Genomic DNA, 22,167 nt, shown 5'->3' with positions numbered 1-22,167 from the left:
GGGCGCGAAACCTGTGGGAGCGGGCTTGCTCGCGATAGCGTTGGGTCAGTCGCCATCAGTGTTAAAGGTGATGGCCTCATCGCGAGCAGGCCCGCTCCCACATTGGATTGCGTTTGGCTGACGGGTATCCGGAGTTACTGGCCGTTTTTGACTTTGCTCCAGATCCGCGTCCGCACGCGCTCGGTGGCGGGTGGCAAAGGCTGAAGGGTGAATAACGTGGCCATGGCTTCGGCGGACGGATACACGGCCGGATTGTTGCGGGTCGCTTCGGCCACCAGTGGCGTCGCGCTGCGGTTGCCGTTGGGGTAGGAGAGGTGATCACTGACCGGCGCGATGACTTCAGGGCGCATCAGGTAGTCGATGAAGGCCAAACCCTGTTCCGGGTGCGGCGCATCCTTGAGCAATACCAGCGTGTCGAACCACACCGGCGCGCCTTCCTTCGGCAAGCTGTAGGCGATCTTCACGCCGTTGTTCGCCTGCTCGGCAGTGTTCTTGGCTTCCAGCATCGCGCCGGACCAACCCACCGCCACGCAGATGTTGCCGTTGGCCAGGTCGCTGATGAACTTGGACGAGTTGAAGTAGGCAATGTGCGGACGCAGCTTGAGCAGCAGTGCCTCGGCCTTTTTGTAGTCTTCGGGGTTGGTGCTGTTGGGTGGCAGACCGAGGTAGTGCAGGGCGACCGGCAGCATCTCGGCCGGCGAGTCGAGCATGGCCACGCCACACTGACCGAGCTTGGCCAGGTTCGCTTCGTTGAACACCAGGTCCCAGGAATCCACCGGCGCCTTGTCGCCCAGCGCGGCGCGGACCTTGTCGATGTTGTAGCCGATGCCGTTGGTGCCCCACAGATACGGCACGGCGTACTGGTTGCCCGGATCGTTGTGGGCCAGTTTCGCCAGCAGGTCAGCGTCCATGTTTTTGAAGTCGGGCATCTGAGCGTGGGGCAGAGGTGCAAGGGCGCCGGCCTTGATCAGGGTCGGCAAGCTGAAGTTGCTGGCCACCACCACGTCGTATCCGCTGCGGCTGGTGAGCAATTTGCCCTCCAGCACTTCGGCGCTGTCGAAGGTGTCGTAGACCGGTGCGATCCCGGTGTCACGCTTGAAATCCTGCAGGGTCGTGGGACCTATGTAGTCATACCAGTTGTAGACGTGAACCGTCGGGCCGTCGGCGGCAACCGCCGATAGCGAGACCGACAGACAGGCGCCCAGTCCAAGATTGAAATGCGAGCGGTGACGACTCATGATGCGGCACTCCTGGCCTGCTGCAGGCCGGTGATGATCAGGTGCTTGCAGCGTATCGGCCGGGAGTGGACTCACCCATTCCCATCATGGGTTACTCGAAAGGGGTAGGGCGTGGACGCGTTGTTGAAAGAGTTGCCGGTGCACCAGGGGCTGGCGCGGGTATTTGGTGCCGTGGGGCAGGACGGGTTCTGGCGTGCGCTGGTCGACACGCTGCGGCTGCTGGTGCCGATGGACAACGCGTTGGTTGCGGTCATGCGGGCCGGGCGGGTGCCGCGACTGCTGATCGATTTCGACTCAAAGGGCGGTGCTGCCGAGCATGAAGAACTGGCGGACTACAGCGCCGGCATGTACCTGCTCGATCCGTTTTATCAGGCCGCTTGTGCCGGTATCGCCGACGGCTTGCACAGCCTCGAATCGGTGGCCCCCGATCAGTTCCAGCAGAGCGAGTACTACCTGAGCTACTTCCGCAGCGTGGTGGGCGGCGACGAGTTGCAGTTCATGGTCAACGTCGAGGGCGCCGTGCTCGGTTTGTCGTTGGGACGCTCGACGCGATTCACGCTTGAGGAACAGGGGCGCCTGCTTTGCGTGCGCGACTGGGTGCTGGCGGCGATGCGCCGTCATCTGCAATTGATGCCCCCGGAAGGACCGGCCACCGAGGCGGTGGCCGGAGATCTGGCGACCCTGCTGGATCGCTTCGACGCGCGCCTGTCAGTGCGGGAAATCGAAACGGCGCGCCTGATTCTTCAGGGCTTCTCAAGCAAGGCCATCGCCCAGCAGATGGGCATTTCCCCGGAGACGGTGAAGGTCCACCGGCGCAATCTCTATCACAAGCTCAATGTGAATGGGCATGGTGAGTTGTTTGCATTGGTGTTGCAGCCGCGTTGACTGGGTACATCTGATAGAGATTGATCGGCTTTCAGGCCCCTTCGCGAGCAAGCCCGCTCCCACATTGGATCTGCGTCGTTCACAAATCCCCTGTGGGAGCGGCGGTGCGGCGATCCGACTTGCTCGCGAAGGGGGCGACTCGGACTTACTGCCGAAACACCAACGCCTTCAACCCGCATTCAACATCGGCATCGGGAAACTCCGGCGGATTGTCCAGCCGTTGCTCGAACCGCAGGCTCGGTGCTTCGCGGGTGACGCCGTCGATGAGGAAGTCCGCACCAAACGCCGGATCGTTCATGCACGCCAGCACCGTGCCCTGAGGGCTGAGCAATTCCGGCAGTCGGCGCAGTACGCGCTGGTAGTCCTTGGTCAGCAGAAAACTGCCTTTCTGAAAGGACGGTGGGTCGATGATTACCAGGTCGTAAGGGCCCTTGCCGATCACTTTGCCCCAGGATTTGAACAGGTCATGACCGAGAAACGTCACCTTGCTCAGGTCGTGGCCGTTGAGCCGGTGATTGTCGCGACCACGGCTCAGGGCCGGGCTGGACATGTCCAGATTGACCACGTGCGTCGCCCCCCCTTCGATGGCCGCTACCGAGAATCCGCAGGTGTAGGCGAACAGATTCAGCACGCGCTTGCCCTGGGCATTGGCCCGCACCCAATCGCGGCCGTAACGCATGTCGAGGAACAGGCCGGTGTTCTGTTTGCGGCCCAGGTCCACCCGGTAATGCAGGCCACCCTCGGTGATCGTCATCTCGTCGATCGCGTCCCCCAACAGCCACTCGGTGGTGCTTTGCAGCAGGTAGCGATGTTGCAGCAAGAGCGTATGCGCGCCGGATTGCGTCCACGCCGGCGATTGCGTGAGGTCCATCAGCTTGTGTTTCAACGCTTCCAGCTGCGACGCTTCAGGTTCCTTGAACAGCGACACCAGCACCACGCCCTGCAACCAGTCGACGGTCAATTGCTCCAGCCCCGGCCAGCACCGGCCACGGCCGTGGAACAGCCGGCGGGTTTCGGCGGGGACAGTGGCCAGGGCTGTCAGCAGATGGTCATGCAGCGTGGAGAGGGCTTCAGCGTTCATCGGGTACGGTCGACAATTTGAGGGGACGGCATTTTAAACACAATTGAGCCAAGGGCGGACCACGCCAAAAAACTGTGGGAGCGAGCCGGCTCCGGGCGGCGTTCCGACGATGGCGGCATTACATTCAACATTTATATTGACTGATCTACCGCCATCGCGAGCAGGCTCACTCCCACAGGTTATTGGGGGGGAGTTATCACGTTTAATTTAACTTTACGTGAGGATTTGGCGATCTGTCGGCTCGCATAATCGGCTCCAACGATCAACCGCCAGGAGCCCATCATGTCGCAGCTACCTGCTCCACCTACGGTCAGCAGCCATCCCCGCTGGCTACGGCTGACCCATTGGCTGAACGCCTTGGCGGTGCTGGTCATGGTGACCAGCGGTTGGCGAATCTATAACGCTTCCCCGCTGTACGATTTCAGTTTTCCCAAAACGATCACCTTGGGTGGCTGGCTCGGCGGCGCATTGCAATGGCATTTCGCGGCGATGTGGTTCCTGGTCATCAATGGCCTTGTCTACCTGATCATCAACCTCGTCAGTGGTCGTCTGAAACGGCGCTTTTTCCCGGTTTCGCCTAAAGGTGTCCTGCATGACCTGTGGGCGGCATTGCGGGGCCGATTGGGGCATGCCGATCTGAGTCATTACAACCAGGTGCAACGGGTGGCGTACCTGTTCGTGATGGTCGACATCACGCTGCTGGTGATTTCCGGGCTGGTGTTGTGGAAGTCCGTCCAGTTTCCGCTATTGCGTGAACTGCTGGGCGGTTACGAAGGCGCGCGGCACGTGCACTTCATCGCGATGTCGCTGTTGGTGGCCTTTGTCGCGGTTCACCTGGTGATGGTCGCGCTGGTTCCCAAAACGTTGTGGGCCATGATTGTCGGTCGCAAGGAGGTCGTATGAAAAAGCGCATTCAAGGCTCAGGCCTGGACGAGTCGTCCATCCTGACAGACGCCAGAAAGATTCTCGCCCCGCAGATCGAGGACCGCTCACGACGCTCGTTCCTGATGCGCGGCCTGACCCTCGGCGGCGTGGCCATGTTGTCCGGCTGCAACCTCACCGACAATGAAAGCGTCGAAACCGCCTTGTCCTCCATGTCCCGGTTCAACGATCGGGTGCAGGGCTGGCTGTTCAATCCCAACGCCCTGGCACCGACTTATCCCGAGTCAATGATCACCCGGCCATTTCCGTTCAATGCCTTCTACGGCATCGACGAGGCGCCGACGGTGGAGGAAGAGAGTTATCGACTGGAAGTGACCGGCATGGTCGCCGACAAGCGCAGCTGGCGCCTTGAAGAACTGCGAGCCATGGCCCTGACCGAGCAGATTACCCGACACATCTGCGTCGAAGGCTGGAGCGCAATAGGGCGGTGGGGCGGCGTGCGGTTCAGCGACTTCCTGAAGCGAGTCGGTGCCGACACGGATGCCAAATATGTCGGCTTCAAATGCGCGGACGACTACTACACCAGCATCGACATGGCCACCGCACTGCATTCGCAAACCTTGTTGACGCTGACCTATGACGGCGCGGTGCTGCCTCGCCAGTACGGCTTCCCGATGAAGCTGCGCATGCCTACCAAGCTGGGCTACAAGAATCCCAAACATATTCAGGCGCTTTTCGTCACCAACACCTATCCGGGTGGCTACTGGGAAGACCAGGGCTACAACTGGTTCGGTGGCAGCTGATGGCGCCTGGCCACTTCACTGCGCAGCGCCTGCTGCGCTCATTCGCAACCTGTGCTTCAAGGAGTTCCATCATGAAAAAGTTAGCGACCACCGTACTGTCCATGTGCCTGGCGTTTGGCGCCGCCAGCGTGTTTGCCGCCGATGCAACAACCACTAACGGTATGAGCAACGACAGCATGAGCAAGGATTCAATGTCCAAAGACGCCATGCAGAAAGACACGATGAAAAAGGACGCCATGTCCAAGGATTCCATGAGTAAGGACGCGATGAAGAAAGACACCATGTCCAAGGACGCCATGAGCAAGGATGGAATGAAGAAGGACGCGATGTCCAAGGACACCATGAAAAAAGACGCACCGTCGTACTGATCAAAATCCCCTCCTGCAAGGCCACACCCTGGTTGCAGGCGCCTATACAGCGCTGTATAGGCGCCTGATTCATCGCCCGGTTGTATCAAAAATGAATTTCCGCCGAGTCCGCTGCTCATACCTGATAAGCAGCGGATTTGAGCCCGCGAAATCATTCTGGCAATCAGGGAGTGGCACAGTCATGAGACCAATATCGACGGCGGGCGAACATCTCTCTGGCGGGTTGATTCTTGTGGTTGAGGACGACCCGTTGATCCTGGAGTTTCTTTGCGAAATTCTTCAGGAGGAAGGGTTTGTGGTTGAACCGCATGTCAGTGCAGACGCCGCATCGGAATATCTGGAATTGCATGCACAACAGGTGAGCTTGTTGCTCACGGACATCACCATGCCAGGCAAACTCAACGGCGCGGACCTGGCCAATCTGTTTGGCGACCGCTGGCCCGAAAAACCGATCATGATCATGTCCGGTTTTGAAACGCCGGAAAGCTCCGGGGTCAGGCATTCGGTGGCATTCATCAAGAAACCGTGGGCGCTCGGGCAGTTGCTGGACTGTGTGGAAGGTGCCTTGAAGTCAAAAAGTATCCTGTAGAACTAAACCTACAGCCTGTGACGATGCGCGTTGTGGCGGGCCTATACTTCAAGAGTCGGCACACTCGGTGCGACCTGCAATCGTGTTTGATGTCTGGGGTGCGCGTCGAGTGATCGTTCACGCAGGCCACGGCCTGCCTTTCGTCGCAGGTAGGAGAAGATCATGGCGCGTAAATACATCGACTGCCGCGAGTTTCCAAGTGATGCCAAATGCTCGGTCGCACTGTCCGCAGACTCTGAAAACGAACTGCTCGAGGCCGCCGCACAGCATGCGGTCAGTGTTCACAAGCACACCGACTCACCGGAACTGCGTGCTCAACTGAAAACGATGTTTCACGACGGCACCCCGCCTGTTGAAGCACCGCGTCCCGCTTAGCAAGGACATCCTCTGCAGGAGTTGCCGAAGGCTCGGGCCGCGTTCGGCAGCTCCTCGCAAATGCTACATTGTTCGGCGAACCCGCCTGGCACTTGCGAGAGGAAGCTCCCCCTTGTCTGCTCAAGAATCTGTCTTCAATACCCCGTATCGCGCTTTTCTGTTTGATATGGACGGCACCGTCCTCAATTCCATCGCCGCTGCCGAGCGGATCTGGGCGGCCTGGGCCTTGCGCCACGGCGTCGATGTCATCTCATTCCTGCCCACCATCCATGGCGTTCGCGCCATCGACACCATCAATCGTCTGGCCTTGCCCGGGGTGGATGCCGAAGCTGAAGCGGCGTTCATCACCGAGGCGGAAATCGAGGATGTCGAGGGGATCATCGAAGTGCCCGGCGCGGCGAGTTTCCTCAAGTCGCTGCCCGCCAACCAATGGGCGATCGTCACCTCGGCGCCGAAAGCACTGGCGTTGCGGCGGATGGCCGCGGCGGGTATTCCAGAGCCTTCGGTGATGGTCACTGCCGAAGACGTTAGTGCTGGAAAGCCCGATCCCGCGGGCTATCGACTGGCGGCCAAGCGTTTGGGCGTTGAACCGGCCGATTGCCTGATTTTCGAAGATGCCACCGTGGGCATTCTCGCGGCCGAGGCGGCGGGCGCAGGCCTGATCGTGGTGACTGCGACCCACGACCATCCGCTCCAGACTCCGCACGCTACATTGGCCAGCTACGACTCTGTTATCGCGCTAGTAGACCCTGACGGACTAGTCCGCCTGCAACACATCTAATGTGGGAGCGAGCCTGCTCGCGATGGCGTCAGCACATTCAGCATTGATGTGACTGAAAGATCGCTATCGCGAGCAGGCTCGCTCCCACATTGGGGTTGTGTTGTTTCAGTAAACCCCAGGAATCAACCGCCAACTGCGGGCGCAGTAAGCCTCGTATTCGCTGCCGAACTGCGTCCTCAACAGCGCTTCTTCGGAGTGAATGCGGGCGATTAGCGGGATTAGCGTCAGCGCGGCCAGCAACAGGCCAACGCCGGAGCGAAAAGCCAGTGCCCAGCCCACGGCAGTGATCATCAGCCCCAGATAACTGGGGTTGCGCAAGGTGCGATAAATCCCGTCGGTGACCAGCGTGTGCCCCGGCTGAATCGCCACCAGCCCACTGAAACGCTTGCCCAGCACAAATACCGGCCACAGGCGCAACGTGCCGCCGATGATGAACAGCAACGCCCCGAGCCAGCGCACACCTTCGCCACCAAAGGTCCAGAAATCGATCCGGTCGGTGTAGGCCGGCAGGTACCCGCTCAATAAACCAATCACCCCGAACGCCGGCAGCACCCAACGATTGGCCCGGTCTTCACGTTCGCCGGAACTCAGGTTGACCTCGGTGAACAAGGACGCGATGGCCATTACCAACGTGGCAAGCACGATGACCACCAGCGGTGCATGAGAGAAAAACGCCGAGAACCCGCCAAGCCCCCACACCGCGAGCCCAAGGTAGGCGAGGGTGGAAACAATGGCGAAAAACGCCAGTTTGGCCGAGATTTTCATAAGCACCTCATGCTGATTCTGTTCAGTTTAGAGGCCCGGCGCCCCTCACGCGTTCAACCCGGCCCTGGCATTACGCCGAATCACCTGCGGCGGCTGTCCGAACGCCCGAAGGAAGGCTTCGCGCATGCGGCGACAGTCGCTGAAACCCGACTCTTCGGCGATCTGATCGAGGGTCAGGCGCCCGCGCTCCAGCATCTGCCGTGCCGTTTCCAGACGCAGGTTCTCGATGGCTTTGGCCGGTGACTGACCCGTTTCCGCCCGAAAGGCCCGGCTGAATTGCCGAGGGCTGAGGCGCGCGACGTCCGCCAGTTGCTCCACCGACAACGTCTCGGTGAGGTGTTCTCGCGCATAGCCAAGGACGGTTTGAATACGGTCGGATTTCGCTTCCAGTTCCAACAGCGCCGAGTGCTGCGACTGGCCGCCCGCGCGGCGGTGGTACATCACCAGTTTCTGCGCCACGGAACGGGCCAGTGCGGCGCCGTGATCCTTTTCCACCATGGCCAGCGCCAGGTCGATGCCGGCGGTCATCCCGGCAGAAGTCCAGATCGAACCGTCGACGACGTAGATGCGGTCTTCTTCGACTTTGATCGACGGAAATCGCGCTTGCAGCTCCCGAGCATAAGCCCAATGGGTGGTCGCGCGCCGTCCGTCGAGCAATCCCGCCTGGGCCAGGACGAACGCCCCGGAGCAAATCGACGCCGTGCGCCGTGCGGTTTTAACGCTGTCGCGCAGGTAAGTCAGCACGCCCTCGGGTGCCTGCTCGAGGATGGCATCGCCACCCACCACAATCACCGTGTCGAACACCCGCTCACCAAAGGCCTCGGTGCCGACGCTCAGCCCACCGGAAGCGCGCAATGTGCGGCCGTCTTCGGACAGTACGCTGACGTCATAAAGCGCTTCGCCAGCGCTGAAGTTGGCGTACTCGAACACCGGCATGGCCGCCAGCGCCATGGACTGGAACCCTTCAAATACTACAAACGCCACGGAAGTCATCGAGATGTCCTCAAAAGGTCATGTCCTAAAAACGTACTTTAAACGTCATTTGAGACGAGCGTTAGACCCTTTATAACGGTTCACACCCGGCGACCTTATCGCCTTACTGTGAAGGAAATCGACATGGCTCTCTCATCCAAAGGCACCGCACTGATCACGGGCGCTTCTTCGGGCATCGGCGCGGTGTATGCCGACCGTCTCGCCCGGCAAGGTTACGACCTGATTCTGGTCGCCCGCAGCCAGGCGAAACTGAACGCCCTGGCCAACCACCTGAGTAACGAAACCGGTCGCGCCGTGGAAGTGGTCGCCGCCGATTTGAAAGACAAGGCCGACGTGCGGCGGGTCGAAGAAATTCTACGCTCTGACGCCAGTATCACCCTGTTGGTCAACAACGCCGGGGTCGGCGCTGTCATGCCGCTGCTCGCCAGCCCGGTGGATGACATGGAAGACATGATCACCCTCAACGTGACCGCTTTGATGCGCCTGGCTTACGCGGTGGTGCCAGGCTTCGTCGCTCGCGGCACCGGGACGGTGATCAATATCTCCTCGATCGTGGCCATCGCCCCGGAAATTCTCAACGGCGTGTATGGCGGGACCAAGGCGTTTGTCCTCGGCCTGAGCCAATCGATGCACCGCGAGCTGGCCGACAAAGGCATTCGGATCCAGGCCGTCTTGCCCGGTGCCACCGCCACCGACTTCTGGAGCGAGGCCGGCAACCCGGTGGAAAACCTGCCGCAAGAGATCGTGATGTCTGCCCAGGACATGGTCGATGCCGCGTTGACTGGCTTGGCGCAAGGCGAAGTGGTGACCATTCCGGGCCTGCACCAAGGCGACCAGTGGGACGCCTACGAAGCCCAGCGCCAGACGCTTTCAGGCCTGTTCGGCAACTCCACGGCCGCACCGCGTTATCGCTGAATCGGTAGCCTCCGGGCAGGGTGAACTAAGCTTGGATAAGGACCGTTCACCCTTGAGGAGCATCCCCCATGCTTCACATCAGAACGCCGCTGATTCTGCACCCGGGCCTGTCGACGCCGGCCCGGCGGATCTGGCTCAAGCTGGAAAACCTGCAACCCAGCGGTTCGTTCAAATTGCGCGGCATGGGTCTTTTGTGCAGTCAGGCAAAGTCGCAGGGCAAACGCAAAGTTGTCTGTCCTTCCGGCGGTAATGCCGGGTTCGCCACCGCCGTGGCTGCCGCCAGCCTGGGGTTGAAAGCCTGCATTGTGGTGCCGAACACCACACCGGAAACCACCCGCGCGAGGATCAGGAAAACCGGTGCCGAGGTGATCGTCCATGGCAAGGTCTGGGACGAAGCCAATCTACGGGCCAAAGAACTCGCGCAGGGCGCGGACACCGAATACGTGCCTGCCTTCGATCACCCGGTGCTGTGGGAAGGGCACAGCTCGATGGTCGATGAAATCCTCGAAGATTGTCCTCAGGTCGATGCCGTGGTGACGTCGGTAGGGGGTGGTGGTTTGCTGGCGGGCATTCTCACCGGGTTGATTCGCCATGACCGCATGGACTGCCGGATCATTGCTTGCGAAACCCAGGGGGCGGCATCTTTTGCCGCCGCGATCGCTGCCGGGCATCCGGTCAGACTGCCGCGGATCGACACCGTTGCCACTTCGCTTGGCGCTGCTCAGGTAGCCGCTTGGCCGGTGCAGCACATCCTCGATTTCCCGCATGAATGTGTCGTGCTCAGCGACGACGAGGCGATCATGGGTGTGGTGCGTTATGCCAATGACCTGCGTCAGTTGGTCGAACCGGCGTGCGGCGTTTCGTTGGCGATTGGCTACCTGGACCATCCGGCGATTGCCGAGGCCCATGATGTAGTGATTGTGGTGTGCGGCGGCGTGAGCATCAGCGCGCAACTGGTGGCGGGTTGGGCGCGACTATCCACGAGTGCTGAAGCAAGGTAGGGCTGCAAACGCTATCCGGGTGTCGCGAGCCCCACCGCTACTTTCTCAGCCTTTATTGACCTGCAGCTACGCCTTCCTGGACGAGGATTGCTCTGGCCAGGTCTTCGTCGCTGGCGTTGAGGCCGGGATGTTCCTGACGAATCTGCTTTAAGTACGACTCCAGATAAACACCACGAATCGCGCCGCCACTGGCGACGAAGCTGGAGGCGTCATCCCGGGCCGGAATCATGAGTTTGTGGTCCTTGAACGTCGAGTACAGCGATGCGGAAACCCCGGCTGACGTGGCGACATCGCCCGCATCCACTTTGGCCATAGCGGAGCCGAAGGGTAAACACAGCAAAAGGGAAGAGATGATAATCAGACGGCGCATGACGGTGTCCTCGGAAAGCATGAAGCAAAAAAGGAAGTACCTCATAGTCTAGGATGCGTGGCGGTCGTCAGGAGTTCCCTATCGATGCGTGATCAGTCCAATGCCTGCCTCTGAAAAAAACTCAGTCCCTCGCTGCACACACGATGATCTCCACCAATAACGCCGGATCAGCCAGCTTGGCTTCGCCGCAAGCGCGGGCCGGGGCATGGCCTGCCGGTACCCAGGCATCCCACACGGCATTCATCGCCTCAAAGTCCGCCATGTCGGCGAGCCAGATGGTGGTTTGCAGAAGTTGTTGACGGGTCGAACCGGCTTCCTTGAGCAGGGCATCGACCCTCGCGAGAGCATCGCGGGTCTGGTCGGCGACATTGTGGCGCGATTCGCCGACTTGCCCGGCCAGGTACACGGTGTTGCCGTGGATAACGATCTGGCTCATCCGTGGGTTGGTGTGTTTGCGCTCGATTGTTTGCATCAATTGCTCTCCTGTGAAATGGCGCCGCTCAGAAGCGTTGCACTGAAAAACTGTCCAGCCATTGGGGGGGCTTGCCGGCGATGCAGTCGGCGACCAACTGACCGGTTGCCCCGGCCAGCGTCAGGCCCAGGTGCTGGTGACCGAAGGCGTAGATCAGCCGCGGTTCATTCGGTGACGGGCCGATGACCGGTAACGAGTCGGGCAGGGAAGGGCGGAAGCCGAGCCATTTGCGCGCGACCGGTTCTGTCAGGCCCATGACGCGGCGCACGTGTCGTTCCAGATACTCAAAACGCTTGGGATTGGCCGGGTCGTTGATCGAACCGAGCTCCACCGTGCCCGCCACCCTCAGGCGGCCGGCCATGGGCGTCATGTAGAACGCGCTTTCCACCGGGCAGCAGGGGCGGTTGAGCAAGGTGTCTGGCAAGTCGAATTCGATGTGATAACCGCGCTCGGTATCCAGCGGAATGTGATCCCCGACCTGGCGTGCCAGCGCCGCCGACCAGGCGCCGCCGCACAGCACAACCCTGTCGGCGCGGTAGGTCTGACCTTCGGCGCTGCGCAGGTGCAGGCCATCGGTCTGCCGTTGCACACCCGTGATCGTTGCCTGACGCAACGCGCCTTCGGTAATCAGCGGCGCGGCCAGCGCTTCAATGAAGGCTCGCGGGTCATCCATGTGGGACGACTCCGGGAACAGAATGCCCGCCACCGTTTTACCCGCGAGGGCTGGCTCCAATTGGTCCACTTCGGCCGAACTCAGTACCTGTTGCGCGATGCCCAGGGATCGGCGCAACTCGATGGCCGCTTGGGCGCCGGCAAAACCTTGTTCGGTGCCGTAGGCATAGAGGCAACCGTTGTGATGCAAATGCTGATCAGCCTGCGGGCAGTCGGCCAGTAACGGCGCGTAACCGCTGTAGGTGTGCTCGAGTATTTTGGTCAGGGCCAGGGTGTTGGCTTCGCAGCGCGAAGCGCGACATTCATTGAGAAACCGCAACAGCCAAGGCATCAAACGGGGCAGACGCGCCCAGTTGATGACGAAGGGCGACTCCGGCGAAAACAACAGCGACGGAATCGCCTTCAGCAGAGATGGCTGCGCAATCGGCATCACGCCGTAAGGCGCGAGCGTGCCGGCATTGCCGTAGGACGCCCCCGAGGCAATCGCGTCGCGCTCGAGCAACAACACCTGGTAACCCTGGCGGCGTAGCCAGAGGGCGGTCGCCACCCCGACAACGCCGGCGCCGATAACGGCAATTTCGCAATGAACTGGCTGTGTCATGTCCTCAGATCCGGTTGTGCATATAAAGATGACCCTGGCGCGCCAATTGGCTGATAACCCCCAGGGCTTTGATCAGCTGCTCCCGTGACAGGGCTGCCGAGATGTTGATGCGCACCGCTTGCGGTGAGAGCTCCGGACGCAAGGTGAAGGCGCCTCCGGCGAGCAGCACCACGCCGCGGTCCTGGCACAGACGGGCGAAACGCGAGCCGGTCCAGGGTTCCGGCAGGACCAGCCAGGCGTGGGTGCCAGTGGCGCTGTGCTGGACTTCCAGACCTTCAAGGTGAGTGGCGAGCAGCGCCTGGCGGATCCGCAGTTCTTCGCGTTGTTCCGAGACCAGTTGGTCGGCATGACCGTCCTCGATCAACCGGGTGGCGATCAGCGCCGTCAGCGGCGAGGTGCTCCAGCAGTCGATGCGCTGCATGGCGGCGATGTCTTGCACCAGCGGCTGAGGGGCCATGACAAACCCCATGCGCAACCCCGGCGCGATGCATTTGGACAGGGCGGAAATATAAATCGTGCGCTCCGGCATCAGTGCCGCGAAAGCGGGCGGCGATTGATCCAGCAGCGGCCGATACACGTCGTCTTCAATGACCAGCAGGTTGGTTTGCCGAATCACCGCGGCCAGTTCTTCGCGGCGCTCGGCGTCCAGGGTAATGGCGGTCGGGTTATGGATCGACGGCACCAGAAACAACAGCCGTGGCTGATGTTCGGCGCAGGCCAGGCGCAAGGCTTCGGGCGACATGCCGCGGGCGTCGGCATCGACGCCGACCAGGATCAGACCCAACGAGCGGCACAAGGCATTGATGCCTTGATAGGTCACGCTGTCGGCCAGCACCGTATCGCCGCTGTTGGTCAGGCTGCGCAAGGTATTGGCGATGCCATGTTGGGCGCCTTCGACGATCAGCATTTGCGAGGCCTGAGCCTCGACGCCGGTATGACGCAACCATTGCGCGGCGGCCTCACGGGCCCAAAGCGGGCCTTCGGACGGGTGATAGTCCTTCATGTCACCAAAGCGCGGATCGCTGGAAAGACGCGGCAGCAACTGCGCCAGCACCCGATTGAAACCGTCGGTGGCCGGGCGGTTAACGCTCAGGTCGACGGCCCCCGGATCATTGCTCGGTGCTGACTGGAATTGGGCGGCCGGATGCCGTGGCTGCGCGACTTGCGTGCCACGCCCCGGACGGCTTTCCACCAGACCTTTCTGCTGCAACACGGCCATGGCTTTGGTCACCGTGGTGATGTTCACCCCCAGCGCACTGGCGAACTCGCGATGAGGCGGCAGGCGCTCACCCGGCTTGAGCTTGCCGTTGCCGATCGCCTCAGCCAGTGAATCGGCCAATTGGGCGTACAGGGTTCCCGCTTTGTCGCGCTGCAAAGCCGCGTTGGCTTTCAGTTCGTCCAGCAGTTGTTCGAATTGACTCATGGTGCTTTATCCCTGTTTGTCATGCTTGTAGCAAGACAATAAGCAAATTTGTATTGCTTTTTATCCGATACAAAGCCCATTGACAAGCTAAAAAACCGTGATTAGTGTGTGAGTTGTAATGCTTGTCATGCAACACAATAAGAAAATGGCTGCCATGCTCAGCCCAACGGGTACGCACATGACTAACGAAACGCTCCAGCCGGGTTCGCCCTCGGCGTCCCGGCACCACCGACTGTTCAGCCTGTCCGCGGGCGGCACAGAGTATCCGGTGTGTTGTCCCCCTCGTGCAAAGTCTTCGATGAAATTATCCGGTCGATCGACCCCACCCAATAAAGCGGAGGTCATCCAATGAACCACGCCCACCCAACCGATACAAAACCCGGTCAACAACGCCTCAGCGGGGCCTTGCGCCAGCGCCATATCACCATGATTTCCCTCGGCGGGATCATTGGTGCAGGCTTGTTTGTCGGCAGTAGTGCAACGATTCAGGCGATTGGACCGGCGGCGTTTCTGAGTTATCTCGCTGCCGGCATCGTGGTGATGCTGGTCATGCGCATGCTCGGCGAAATGGCCGTGGCCTTACCCGGCGTCGGCTCCTTTACCGAATACGCACGCATTGGCCTGGGCAATTGGGTCGGATTCACCAGTGGCTGGTTGTACTGGTATTTCTGGGTGATCGTGGTGGCGGTGGAAGCGGTGGTCGGCGCCAACATTCTCCAGCAGTGGATACCGTTGCCGGCATGGATGATCGGTTTGAGCCTGTTGGCGATCATGACCGCCATCAATTGCCTGTCGGTGAAGTCCTACGGTGAATTTGAATACTGGTTCGCGTCATTGAAAGTGTTCGCGATCATCGTCTTTATCTTCGTGGTCGGCGCCTACCTCTTCGGTTTCGCCCCGAGCACCAGCGACCTGTTGGGCAACCTGGTGAATGACCGCGGGTTCATGCCTTACGGGGTGAGTGCGATTCTGGCCGGTGTGCCGACGGTGATCTTTGCCGTGGGCGGTGCGGAAATCGCGACCATCGCCGCCGCTGAATCCGACGATCCCTCGAAGAACGTGGCGAACATGACCCGTTCGGTGATTTTCCGGGTCATCACGTTCTATGTCGGCTCGATTTTCCTGATCGTTTGCGTGGTGCCCTGGGGTCAGATCGTTGCCGGCCATTCGCCGTTCGTGGCAGCGCTTGAAGTCATGCGCATTCCCGGCGCGGCGATGATCATGCAAGCAGTGGTGCTGGTGGCCGTGCTCTCGGCGCTGAACTCCGGGTTGTACGTGTCTTCGCGGATTCTGTTCGGCCTCAGTCAGCGCGGCGATGCACCGGCCAAATTGTCGACCCTCACCGGCCGCAAAGTGCCAAGAGCCGCCGTGCTGCTGAGCAGCGTGATCGGCTATATCGCCATCATGGCGGCGATCATTTCTCCGGAGGGTGTGTTCCTGTTTCTGGTCAACGCGTCCGGTGCGGTGATGCTGTTCGTGTACCTCGCGGTAGCGCTCGCGCAGATCAAGGTTCGCCGTCAGGTAGAAGCCACCGCGCCGGCCCGACTGACCCTGAAAATGTGGCTGTTCCCATGGCTGTCCTATGCTGTGGTGGCAGTGATTGCGGGTGTTTTGGTCGCCATGGCGTTCCAGGATTCCTTGCGTACGCAGTTCCTCGCCAGCCTCGTCAGTCTCGGCGTGGTTTCCGCTGCGTACCTGGTGCTCAAGCTCCAACGCCAACAGGCCAACAAACCGCATGTCAGTGCCATCGACATCTTGGCGGGTTTGTCGACACGGTCATAAAACACAGGGAAATCCAGCCACGGACGGCGATTGAGTTGCAAGGCTTGTACCGGTCAAAACAACAATTTGCCCATAGGTGATCTATGTCCGACTTCAAGTTTGATACCCAAGGTTTTTCCCGACGCGGTCTCCTCAAAGCCACTGGCTACGGTTCGTTAGCGGCATTGGCGGCAAGCGCAATGGGCCCGATGTCCTTCGCCTTCGCGGCCGGGAAACCGATCAAGACCGTGCGCGAGGGCTACCTGACCGCGGCGTGCCTGGGCGACATGCCCCTGGGGGCGTTGCGCGAAGGCGTACCCGTCGGCACCGATCTGGAATTGCTGAAAATCATCGCCGACCGTCTCGAGCTCAAGCTCGATGTGCTGACCATGGGTTTCCCGGCGGTGATGGAAGCCGTGAGATCAGGGCGCGCCGACTGGTTCGGTGGCAACTTCGCCTGGAATCCGATGCGCTCCAAAATCCTGCTGTTGACCGACCCGGTGTTCTACACCGGTGCCTACGTGATCATGCGCGACAATGAGCCGTTCGATACCGCCATCACCGTGAACGACGTGAAGGGCCGCACCATCGGCGCCATCACCGGCTATTTCACCATCCCGGACATGAAGAAAATCGACGGCGTGAAGGAGGTCAAACTCTACGACAACACCGACTCCTGCCTGCGCGATGTGCGTGCCGGTCGCCTGGATTTTGCCGTGCTGGATGCCCCGACCATCGACTACATGATCCTTCAGGACCCGAGCCTCAAACTCAAACAGATCCCGATGTCCTACGATGAAAAATTCCCCAGCCTGACCGCCAAGTTCGAGGCGATCTGGGGCGTCCATCCGCAGCACCAGGATCTGTTCGACGGCATCAATCAAGGCCTGCGCTGGCTCAAAGCCACGGATCAGATCAAACCGATCCTCGCCAAATACGGGATCAAGAACCCCGATTACCTCGTGCCTCCGACCAAGGACCCGCGCATCGGCGTCGACCGGGACGAGCAGGGCAACCTCATCGGGCCGTTCAAGCATCAACCGCGAGATTTCAGTCAGGCCTTTGCCTGAGTCGAGGATATAGCTCATGGCTGAATCAACCCCACTGGTGCGCATCGAAGGGCTCTACAAGTCCTTCGGCAGCCTGGACGTTCTCAAAGGCATCGACCTCAACGTGCAGCAGGGTCAGAAGATCTCGCTCATCGGCCCCAGCGGGTCGGGCAAGACCACCTTGTTGCGCTGCGTCAACTACCTGGAAGAACCGACCAAAGGCGACATTTACATCGACAACGAACTGATCGGCCAGCGTCTGGTGGGCACCCGAAAAGTGCCCATGAGCGACAAGGAACTGGCACGCATGCGTACCGAGATCGGCATGGTGTTCCAGCGCTTCAACCTGTTTCCGCACCTCTCGGTACTGGACAACATCATCCTCGGCCCACTCAAGGTGCAACAGCGCAGCCGCGCCGAAGCGGTGGAACTCGCCGAGGACCTGCTGAACAAGGTGGGGATGTTTGCCAAACGTGACGTGTACCCGGAACAGCTCTCGGGCGGGCAACAGCAACGGATCGCCATCGCCCGGGCGCTGGCGATGCAGCCCAAGCTGATGTTGTTCGACGAGGCCACTTCGGCGCTGGACCCGGAACTGGTGGGTGAAGTGCTGACGGTCATGCGCAAACTGGCGGAGGAGGGCATGACGATGATTATCGTGACCCATGAAATGCACTTCGCCGAAAGCGTCTCCGATCAGGTGATTTTCATGGCCGACGGCAACATTGTCGAACAGGGGCCGCCTCGGCAGATTTTCCGCGAGAGCCAGATCGAACGCACCCGCTCCTTTATCCGCGCTGTGCAGGAGCACTGATCGATGTTCGATTCCATTGCACTGAACAAAGCCATCGAAATGCTCCCGTACTTTTTGAATGTGCTGGGCATCGGTGCACTGACGACTGTCGGTCTGACGGCTGCCGCGTTTGTGGTCGCGACGCTACTGGGGTTTTGCCTGGCGTTGATGCGACTCTCGCGCAGCCGAGTATTGAGCCTGATTGCCAGTGCGTACCTGGAGGTGTTTCGCAACATACCGATCCTCACCCAGCTGTTCATCCTGTATTTCGGGCTGACCTACATCGGCATTACCTTGCCGGCCATCGGTGCGGCGATTATCGGTTTTGGTCTGAACGGTGCGGCGATTCTTTCCGAGGTGTTCCGTTCGAGCATCCGCACCATCGATCGCGGACAAAGTGAAGCGGCGTATTCCATCGGCATGACCCGCTCCCTTGCGATGCGCATCATCGTGCTGCCCCAGGCGTTCAAGGTCGCGATTCCGGGGATGGCCAACTTCGCCATCGGCCTGCTCAAAGACACTTCCCTGGCCTCGGCGGCGGCGGTGCCGGAGCTGACCTTCAAGGCGAAAATGCTGGTCAGCGAAACCTACCAGACCAACCTGATTTACTTCCTGTTGGCGACCATCTACCTGGTGTTGAGCCTGGTGCTTTCCCACTGGGCGGCGCGTACCGAACGCCGTCTCAAAGTCGTCAAGGAGAACTGATATGGGCTATGGCGAGTTGTGGGAAGCAACCCATGTCGAATTGCTGGCCGCGGCCTGGGCCACACTCCAATTGGCGTTCGGAGCGCTGGTCATCGGCCTGGTCGTCGGTTTGCTGGTGGCACTGGCACGACTGTCTCGCAGCCGGCCATTGCGCCGTGCGGCGCTGATCTACATCGAGGTGTTCCGCGGTACCCCGGCGCTGGTGCAACTGTTTATCGTCTACTTCAGCCTGACCGAAATCGGCGTTCAATTCAGCTCGTTTCAAGCCGCGATGATTGGTTTGGGGTTGAATGCCGCGGCCTACCTGTCGGAGATTTACCGCTCGGGTCTGGAGGCGGTGCCCAAGGGACAAGTGGAAGCCGCGAAAGCGATTGGCATGCCCCACCTCAAGGTGTTGCGCTGGGTCGTGTTGCCACAGGCCATTCGCATCGTGCTCGCGCCGATCGGCAACGTCGCGATCTCGCTGTTGAAGGACACCTCGGTGGCCTCGCTGATCGCGGCGCCGGACCTGATGTTGCGGGCTCAGGACTTGAGTTCTGTGTACTTCATGCCACTTGAAATCTACATCCTGGTGGGCGCGATCTACTTTGCGCTGTGTTATCCGCTGTCACTTGGCGTGCGATTGCTGGAGCGCAAGACCAGGCATTGATCGGGATTGAGGCTGGCCACAATTCCTGCGGCCACCGGAGGTCCAAATGTGGGAGTGAGCCTGCTCGCGAAGGCGGTGTGTCAGTCACCTTGATGTTGCGTGTGCCGACGCCATCGCGAGCAAGCCCGCTCCCACAGGGAATCAGGTTGATCAGACATTCTGCGTTCACCGGAGGTCCAAATGTGGGAGCGGGCTTGCTCGCGAAGGCGGTGTGTCCGTCACCTTGATGTTGCGTGTGCCGACGCCATCGCGAGCAAGCCCGCTCCCATAAGGAATCAGGTTGATCACACATTCTGCGTTCACCGGAGGTCCAAATGTGGGAGCGGGCTTGCTCACGAAGGCGGTGTGTCCGTCACCTTGATGTTGCGTGTGCCGACGCCATCGCGAGCAAGCCCGCTCCCATAAGGAATCAGGTTGATCACACATTCTGCGTTCACCGGAGGTCCAAATGTGGGAGCGGGCTTGCTCGCGAAGGCGGTGTGTCCGTCACCTTGATGTTGCATGTGCCGACGCCATCGCGAGCAGGCTCACTCCCACAGGGAATCAGGTTGATCACACATTCTGCGTTCCCCGGAGGTCCAAATGTGGGAGCGGGCTTGCTCGCGAAGGCGGTATGTCAGTCACCTTGATGTTGCGTGGGCCGACGCTTTCGCGAGCAAGCCCGCTCCCACAGGGAATTAAATTGATCACAAGTTCTGCGGCCATCCGAGATTCAATGTGGGAGTGAGCCTGCTCGCGATTGCGGTGGGTCAGTCACCTTGATGTTGAGTGTGCCGACGCCATCGCGAGCAGGCTCACTCCCACAGGGAATTGGGTTGATCACACATTCTGCGGCCACCGGAGGTCCTATGTGGGAGCGGGCTTGCTCGCGAAGGCGGTGGGTCGGTCACCTTGATGTTGAGTGTGCCGACGCCATCGTCGGATCGCCGCCCGGAGCAAGCTTTGCTCCTACAGCAGCGGGATGCTGTAGCTCACGATCAAGCGATTTTGGTCCTGGTCACGGGACGCCTCGCTGTTGGACTTGCCGTTACGCCATCCGAACCCGACACCTTTAAGCGAACCGGACTGAATCACGTAGTCCAGCGCTATGTCCCGCTCCCATTCCTTCTGGGTGTCGCCAGAGGTCGTCTTGATGTCGTCACCACTGAGGTACATGACCGACGCTTTCAGTCCGGGCACCCCCATGGCGGCAAAGTCATAGGCGTATTGACCGAAGGCTGTGCGTTCCCCTGCGCGGGTGAAGGTTTGAATCAGTCGGTCGGTGTACAGGTAAACGCTGGAGCCGCCGGCCCCCTTGTTGGCCAGGCCGCCCTGATTGAGCTGCGTGAAGTTGCTGCCGCTGGAAACGCTTTGATAGCCCGCTGTGAGGCCATGGCCACCCACCGTGTAAATCAGCGCGGCGCTCCAGGTCCGATTGTCGATCTCGCCATCATTGCCTTGGGTGTAGCCGCTGATTTTGTAGCCTGAAGTGCCCGAGCTGTTTTCACCGGATGAATCGGTCTTGAAGTAGCGCAAATCGGTTTTCAGCGATTGACCTTCCGCGATCGCCAGTGTGTGGATCAGGCCGAAAAACTGCTGGGTGTAGTAGTTGTCGAGGTTGGCGTAGTAATACTGGGCGGTCAGGTCCTTGGTAATTTTCCAGTCGCCGCCGGCGAAGTCGAACGCGTTGCTTTCGCGGGTGCCGCCCGTGGCGGCCAACCCCGTTTGATCGCTTGAGCCCCGTCCTGTTGCGTGTTCGATTCGGCCTCCCGTGAGGGTCAAGTCCTTGAACTCGCCCGAGGTGATCTGGCCACCTTCAAAGGTCTGCGGCAGCAGACGGCCGTCGTTGGAGACAAGGATTGGAAGTTTGGGCATCAGCGTGCCAAGGCGCAGTTCGGTTTTCGAGACTTTGACCTTGCCAGTCAACCCCAACCGGCTCCATTCATCGACAGCGCGGTTATCACTCTCTGAAGGAATCATCGAGCTGCCGACGTGCCGTCCCTTGCCGCTGTCCAGCGTAATCCCCATCAGGCCCAGTGCATCGACACCAAAACCAACCGTGCCATCGGTGTAGCCCGACTTGTAATCGAGCATGAAACCCTGCGCCCACTCTTCGGTTTTCGAAGGCGCGGCGGTGCCGTCACGGTTGTCGTTGTTGAAGTAGAAATTTCTCATCCCCAGAGTGGCTTTGCTGTCACTCAGGAAGTCGGCGTGCGCCTGGGTGCTGAGTGCAATGGCACTCAATGCAAACGTCACCGCCGTTTTCTTCTTGCTCATCTGAATCGCCCCTTTATTTTTGTAGTTTGAATTTGGGAGGGTGGCTCCCGCAGTAACGGGTGCCGGCAACGATCGATGCCTGCGGGAGCGTTATTTGCCCGGCTTAAATACCCAACACGTTGGCGCCGATGCACGGGTCAATCCCGCGTTCCAGACGACGCTGGTGCACGATCACAGTGATTTCCATCGAACCGGTGGTGACTTCGAAGTCGAGGATGTGGCCGCCGTACGCTTGAAACGTGGCGTCACCGGCGACGCCGTGCATATGGATCGAAGGCTGATCATTTTTCCACGCCACCGAGCCGGTGATGCTGGCCATCTCGACACTGTTCAAGGTCTTGGCGTCGAAGTCCTTTTTGTCCTTGTTCCAGAAACCGAACTTCACGTTGCCGAAGCCGATGCCGCTGATGGAGGCGCTGGGGATTTTCTCGGCGATGGCCAGTTTGGTCAGTTCCTTGAAGGCGTTGTCGCCCATGCGCAGGACCATGAGGTAACCGGTGGGGGTTTTGGTGTAGCGCGGTGTGGTTTCAGTGACACATTGCATAGGGGCTGTCGTCGCGGCGGGAGCGGTTTCGGCAACGGCCAGTTGAGTGCCTGCGGTGTTGATCATCACGGCGGCGGTCACGGCCAGCATCAATTTACAAAAGCGGTGTTTCGGGTGAAGTTGAACGTGCATGAGACTTCCTCTGTTTTTGTTGTTGTGGGTTACAGCGTTTTTGGAGGCGAGCGTGTCCGGCGCC

General features: G+C 60.2%; 24 protein-coding genes. 14 read left to right on the top strand and 10 right to left on the bottom strand.

The features are described from left to right. Nucleotides 1-134 precede the first annotated feature (134 nt). A complete protein-coding gene (locus DFS28_RS04890; protein WP_111448807.1) occupies nucleotides 135-1,238 on the bottom strand; it encodes a polyamine ABC transporter substrate-binding protein in 1,104 nt (367 codons plus the stop codon). A 111-nt stretch (nucleotides 1,239-1,349) separates the two neighbouring features. Here DFS28_RS04890 and DFS28_RS04885 point away from each other — a divergent pair, with 111 nt between their 5' ends. After that, a complete protein-coding gene (locus DFS28_RS04885; RefSeq protein WP_111448806.1) occupies nucleotides 1,350-2,123 on the top strand; it encodes a helix-turn-helix transcriptional regulator in 774 nt (257 codons plus the stop codon). 145 nt (nucleotides 2,124-2,268) lie between these two features. Here the strand turns inward: DFS28_RS04885 and DFS28_RS04880 are convergent, their stop codons facing one another. Further along, on the bottom strand, nucleotides 2,269-3,204 hold the full coding sequence (locus DFS28_RS04880) for a class I SAM-dependent methyltransferase (protein WP_111448805.1): 936 nt from the start codon (nucleotides 3,202-3,204) through the stop codon (nucleotides 2,269-2,271). Between the two features lie 282 nt (nucleotides 3,205-3,486). Here DFS28_RS04880 and DFS28_RS04875 point away from each other — a divergent pair, with 282 nt between their 5' ends. The 6 genes from DFS28_RS04875 (at nucleotide 3,487) to DFS28_RS04850 (ending at nucleotide 7,002) form a co-directional block, all read left to right on the top strand. Then, nucleotides 3,487-4,107: a cytochrome b/b6 domain-containing protein gene (locus DFS28_RS04875; protein ID WP_111448804.1), complete on the top strand. Its 621-nt coding sequence runs from the start codon at nucleotides 3,487-3,489 to the stop codon at nucleotides 4,105-4,107. Continuing rightward, nucleotides 4,104-4,889, top strand: coding sequence for a molybdopterin-dependent oxidoreductase (locus DFS28_RS04870; protein ID WP_111448803.1), 786 nt, complete (start codon nucleotides 4,104-4,106; stop codon nucleotides 4,887-4,889). Before DFS28_RS04875 ends, DFS28_RS04870 begins: the two co-directional genes overlap by 4 nt. Before the next feature lie 71 nt (nucleotides 4,890-4,960). Next, a complete protein-coding gene (locus DFS28_RS04865; RefSeq protein WP_111448802.1) occupies nucleotides 4,961-5,257 on the top strand; it encodes a pentapeptide MXKDX repeat protein in 297 nt (98 codons plus the stop codon). Nucleotides 5,258-5,438: 181 nt separating this feature from the next. Then, the gene (locus tag DFS28_RS04860; protein WP_111448801.1) at nucleotides 5,439-5,846 is read left to right on the top strand and encodes a response regulator; all 408 of its coding nucleotides are present in this window, start codon (nucleotides 5,439-5,441) and stop codon (nucleotides 5,844-5,846) included. 162 nt (nucleotides 5,847-6,008) lie between these two features. Next, nucleotides 6,009-6,221: a DUF1059 domain-containing protein gene (locus DFS28_RS04855; protein ID WP_008156959.1), complete on the top strand. Its 213-nt coding sequence runs from the start codon at nucleotides 6,009-6,011 to the stop codon at nucleotides 6,219-6,221. 112 nt (nucleotides 6,222-6,333) lie between these two features. Beyond that, nucleotides 6,334-7,002, top strand: coding sequence for an HAD-IA family hydrolase (locus tag DFS28_RS04850; RefSeq protein ID WP_111448800.1), 669 nt, complete (start codon nucleotides 6,334-6,336; stop codon nucleotides 7,000-7,002). Between the two features lie 105 nt (nucleotides 7,003-7,107). Here DFS28_RS04850 and DFS28_RS04845 read toward each other — a convergent pair whose 3' ends face one another. Continuing rightward, nucleotides 7,108-7,767, bottom strand: coding sequence for an isoprenylcysteine carboxylmethyltransferase family protein (locus DFS28_RS04845; RefSeq protein WP_008156957.1), 660 nt, complete (start codon nucleotides 7,765-7,767; stop codon nucleotides 7,108-7,110). A gap of 45 nt (nucleotides 7,768-7,812) precedes the next feature. Next, a complete protein-coding gene (locus tag DFS28_RS04840) occupies nucleotides 7,813-8,760 on the bottom strand; it encodes a GlxA family transcriptional regulator (RefSeq protein WP_111448799.1) in 948 nt (315 codons plus the stop codon). 123 nt (nucleotides 8,761-8,883) lie between these two features. Between DFS28_RS04840 and DFS28_RS04835 the strand changes: the two genes are divergently transcribed. Continuing rightward, nucleotides 8,884-9,675: an SDR family oxidoreductase gene (locus tag DFS28_RS04835; RefSeq protein ID WP_111448798.1), complete on the top strand. Its 792-nt coding sequence runs from the start codon at nucleotides 8,884-8,886 to the stop codon at nucleotides 9,673-9,675. 68 nt (nucleotides 9,676-9,743) lie between these two features. After that, nucleotides 9,744-10,676 carry a pyridoxal-phosphate dependent enzyme gene (locus DFS28_RS04830; RefSeq protein WP_111448797.1) on the top strand — a complete coding sequence of 311 codons (933 nt, stop codon included), beginning with the start codon at nucleotides 9,744-9,746 and terminating at the stop codon, nucleotides 10,674-10,676. 52 nt (nucleotides 10,677-10,728) lie between these two features. Here DFS28_RS04830 and DFS28_RS04825 read toward each other — a convergent pair whose 3' ends face one another. From DFS28_RS04825 to DFS28_RS04810, 4 genes are all read right to left on the bottom strand, one after another. Further along, nucleotides 10,729-11,046, bottom strand: a complete 318-nt coding sequence (locus tag DFS28_RS04825) for a DUF2388 domain-containing protein (RefSeq protein ID WP_111449117.1) — start codon at nucleotides 11,044-11,046, stop codon at nucleotides 10,729-10,731. A 121-nt stretch (nucleotides 11,047-11,167) separates the two neighbouring features. Continuing rightward, entirely contained in the window at nucleotides 11,168-11,518 is a 351-nt protein-coding gene (locus DFS28_RS04820) for a RidA family protein (protein ID WP_111448796.1), read from the bottom strand. Nucleotides 11,519-11,546: 28 nt separating this feature from the next. After that, the gene (locus DFS28_RS04815) at nucleotides 11,547-12,791 is read right to left on the bottom strand and encodes an FAD-binding oxidoreductase (protein ID WP_111448795.1); all 1,245 of its coding nucleotides are present in this window, start codon (nucleotides 12,789-12,791) and stop codon (nucleotides 11,547-11,549) included. A 4-nt stretch (nucleotides 12,792-12,795) separates the two neighbouring features. After that, complete coding sequence (locus DFS28_RS04810; RefSeq protein ID WP_111448794.1) at nucleotides 12,796-14,214, bottom strand: PLP-dependent aminotransferase family protein; 1,419 nt, start codon at nucleotides 14,212-14,214, stop codon at nucleotides 12,796-12,798. Nucleotides 14,215-14,562: 348 nt separating this feature from the next. Here DFS28_RS04810 and DFS28_RS04805 point away from each other — a divergent pair, with 348 nt between their 5' ends. From DFS28_RS04805 to DFS28_RS04785, 5 genes are all read left to right on the top strand, one after another. Then, nucleotides 14,563-15,996 carry an amino acid permease gene (locus DFS28_RS04805; RefSeq protein WP_111448793.1) on the top strand — a complete coding sequence of 478 codons (1,434 nt, stop codon included), beginning with the start codon at nucleotides 14,563-14,565 and terminating at the stop codon, nucleotides 15,994-15,996. Between the two features lie 83 nt (nucleotides 15,997-16,079). Next, nucleotides 16,080-17,045, top strand: a complete 966-nt coding sequence (locus DFS28_RS04800; RefSeq protein ID WP_111448792.1) for a transporter substrate-binding domain-containing protein — start codon at nucleotides 16,080-16,082, stop codon at nucleotides 17,043-17,045. Nucleotides 17,046-17,061: 16 nt separating this feature from the next. Continuing rightward, nucleotides 17,062-17,838 (top strand): amino acid ABC transporter ATP-binding protein, encoded by a 777-nt coding sequence (locus DFS28_RS04795; protein ID WP_111448791.1) that lies wholly within the window; start codon nucleotides 17,062-17,064, stop codon nucleotides 17,836-17,838. 3 nt (nucleotides 17,839-17,841) lie between these two features. Then, the gene (locus DFS28_RS04790; RefSeq protein ID WP_111448790.1) at nucleotides 17,842-18,522 is read left to right on the top strand and encodes an amino acid ABC transporter permease; all 681 of its coding nucleotides are present in this window, start codon (nucleotides 17,842-17,844) and stop codon (nucleotides 18,520-18,522) included. A gap of 1 nt (nucleotide 18,523) precedes the next feature. After that, a complete protein-coding gene (locus tag DFS28_RS04785; protein WP_109632169.1) occupies nucleotides 18,524-19,171 on the top strand; it encodes an amino acid ABC transporter permease in 648 nt (215 codons plus the stop codon). A 948-nt stretch (nucleotides 19,172-20,119) separates the two neighbouring features. Here DFS28_RS04785 and DFS28_RS04775 read toward each other — a convergent pair. Further along, nucleotides 20,120-21,427, bottom strand: a complete 1,308-nt coding sequence (locus DFS28_RS04775) for an OprD family porin (RefSeq protein WP_111448788.1) — start codon at nucleotides 21,425-21,427, stop codon at nucleotides 20,120-20,122. A gap of 103 nt (nucleotides 21,428-21,530) precedes the next feature. After that, nucleotides 21,531-22,103, bottom strand: a complete 573-nt coding sequence (locus DFS28_RS04770) for a PPC domain-containing DNA-binding protein (protein WP_111448787.1) — start codon at nucleotides 22,101-22,103, stop codon at nucleotides 21,531-21,533. Nucleotides 22,104-22,167: the final 64 nt, after the last annotated feature.

Source organism: Pseudomonas sp. 478, from assembly GCF_003254125.1.
GTDB lineage: Bacteria > Pseudomonadota > Gammaproteobacteria > Pseudomonadales > Pseudomonadaceae > Aquipseudomonas.
This window is presented reverse-complemented; position numbering and strand designations above follow the sequence as displayed.

Excerpts from the sequence above, each read along its gene's own strand:
- DFS28_RS04890 (WP_111448807.1), bottom strand. The coding sequence starts at position 1,238 with ATGAGTCGTCACCGCTCGCATTTCAATCTTGGACTGGGCGCCTGTCTG.
- DFS28_RS04880 (WP_111448805.1), bottom strand. The coding sequence starts at position 3,204 with ATGAACGCTGAAGCCCTCTCCACGCTGCATGACCATCTGCTGACAGCC.
- DFS28_RS04875 (WP_111448804.1), top strand. The coding sequence starts at position 3,487 with ATGTCGCAGCTACCTGCTCCACCTACGGTCAGCAGCCATCCCCGCTGG.
- DFS28_RS04870 (WP_111448803.1), top strand. The coding sequence starts at position 4,104 with ATGAAAAAGCGCATTCAAGGCTCAGGCCTGGACGAGTCGTCCATCCTG.
- DFS28_RS04865 (WP_111448802.1), top strand. The coding sequence starts at position 4,961 with ATGAAAAAGTTAGCGACCACCGTACTGTCCATGTGCCTGGCGTTTGGC.
- DFS28_RS04860 (WP_111448801.1), top strand. The coding sequence starts at position 5,439 with ATGAGACCAATATCGACGGCGGGCGAACATCTCTCTGGCGGGTTGATT.
- DFS28_RS04855 (WP_008156959.1), top strand. The coding sequence starts at position 6,009 with ATGGCGCGTAAATACATCGACTGCCGCGAGTTTCCAAGTGATGCCAAA.
- DFS28_RS04845 (WP_008156957.1), bottom strand. The coding sequence starts at position 7,767 with ATGAAAATCTCGGCCAAACTGGCGTTTTTCGCCATTGTTTCCACCCTC.
- DFS28_RS04840 (WP_111448799.1), bottom strand. The coding sequence starts at position 8,760 with ATGACTTCCGTGGCGTTTGTAGTATTTGAAGGGTTCCAGTCCATGGCG.
- DFS28_RS04835 (WP_111448798.1), top strand. The coding sequence starts at position 8,884 with ATGGCTCTCTCATCCAAAGGCACCGCACTGATCACGGGCGCTTCTTCG.
- DFS28_RS04830 (WP_111448797.1), top strand. The coding sequence starts at position 9,744 with ATGCTTCACATCAGAACGCCGCTGATTCTGCACCCGGGCCTGTCGACG.
- DFS28_RS04825 (WP_111449117.1), bottom strand. The coding sequence starts at position 11,046 with ATGCGCCGTCTGATTATCATCTCTTCCCTTTTGCTGTGTTTACCCTTC.
- DFS28_RS04820 (WP_111448796.1), bottom strand. The coding sequence starts at position 11,518 with ATGCAAACAATCGAGCGCAAACACACCAACCCACGGATGAGCCAGATC.
- DFS28_RS04815 (WP_111448795.1), bottom strand. The coding sequence starts at position 12,791 with ATGACACAGCCAGTTCATTGCGAAATTGCCGTTATCGGCGCCGGCGTT.
- DFS28_RS04810 (WP_111448794.1), bottom strand. The coding sequence starts at position 14,214 with ATGAGTCAATTCGAACAACTGCTGGACGAACTGAAAGCCAACGCGGCT.
- DFS28_RS04805 (WP_111448793.1), top strand. The coding sequence starts at position 14,563 with ATGAACCACGCCCACCCAACCGATACAAAACCCGGTCAACAACGCCTC.
- DFS28_RS04800 (WP_111448792.1), top strand. The coding sequence starts at position 16,080 with ATGTCCGACTTCAAGTTTGATACCCAAGGTTTTTCCCGACGCGGTCTC.
- DFS28_RS04795 (WP_111448791.1), top strand. The coding sequence starts at position 17,062 with ATGGCTGAATCAACCCCACTGGTGCGCATCGAAGGGCTCTACAAGTCC.
- DFS28_RS04790 (WP_111448790.1), top strand. The coding sequence starts at position 17,842 with ATGTTCGATTCCATTGCACTGAACAAAGCCATCGAAATGCTCCCGTAC.
- DFS28_RS04785 (WP_109632169.1), top strand. The coding sequence starts at position 18,524 with ATGGGCTATGGCGAGTTGTGGGAAGCAACCCATGTCGAATTGCTGGCC.
- DFS28_RS04775 (WP_111448788.1), bottom strand. The coding sequence starts at position 21,427 with ATGAGCAAGAAGAAAACGGCGGTGACGTTTGCATTGAGTGCCATTGCA.
- DFS28_RS04770 (WP_111448787.1), bottom strand. The coding sequence starts at position 22,103 with ATGCACGTTCAACTTCACCCGAAACACCGCTTTTGTAAATTGATGCTG.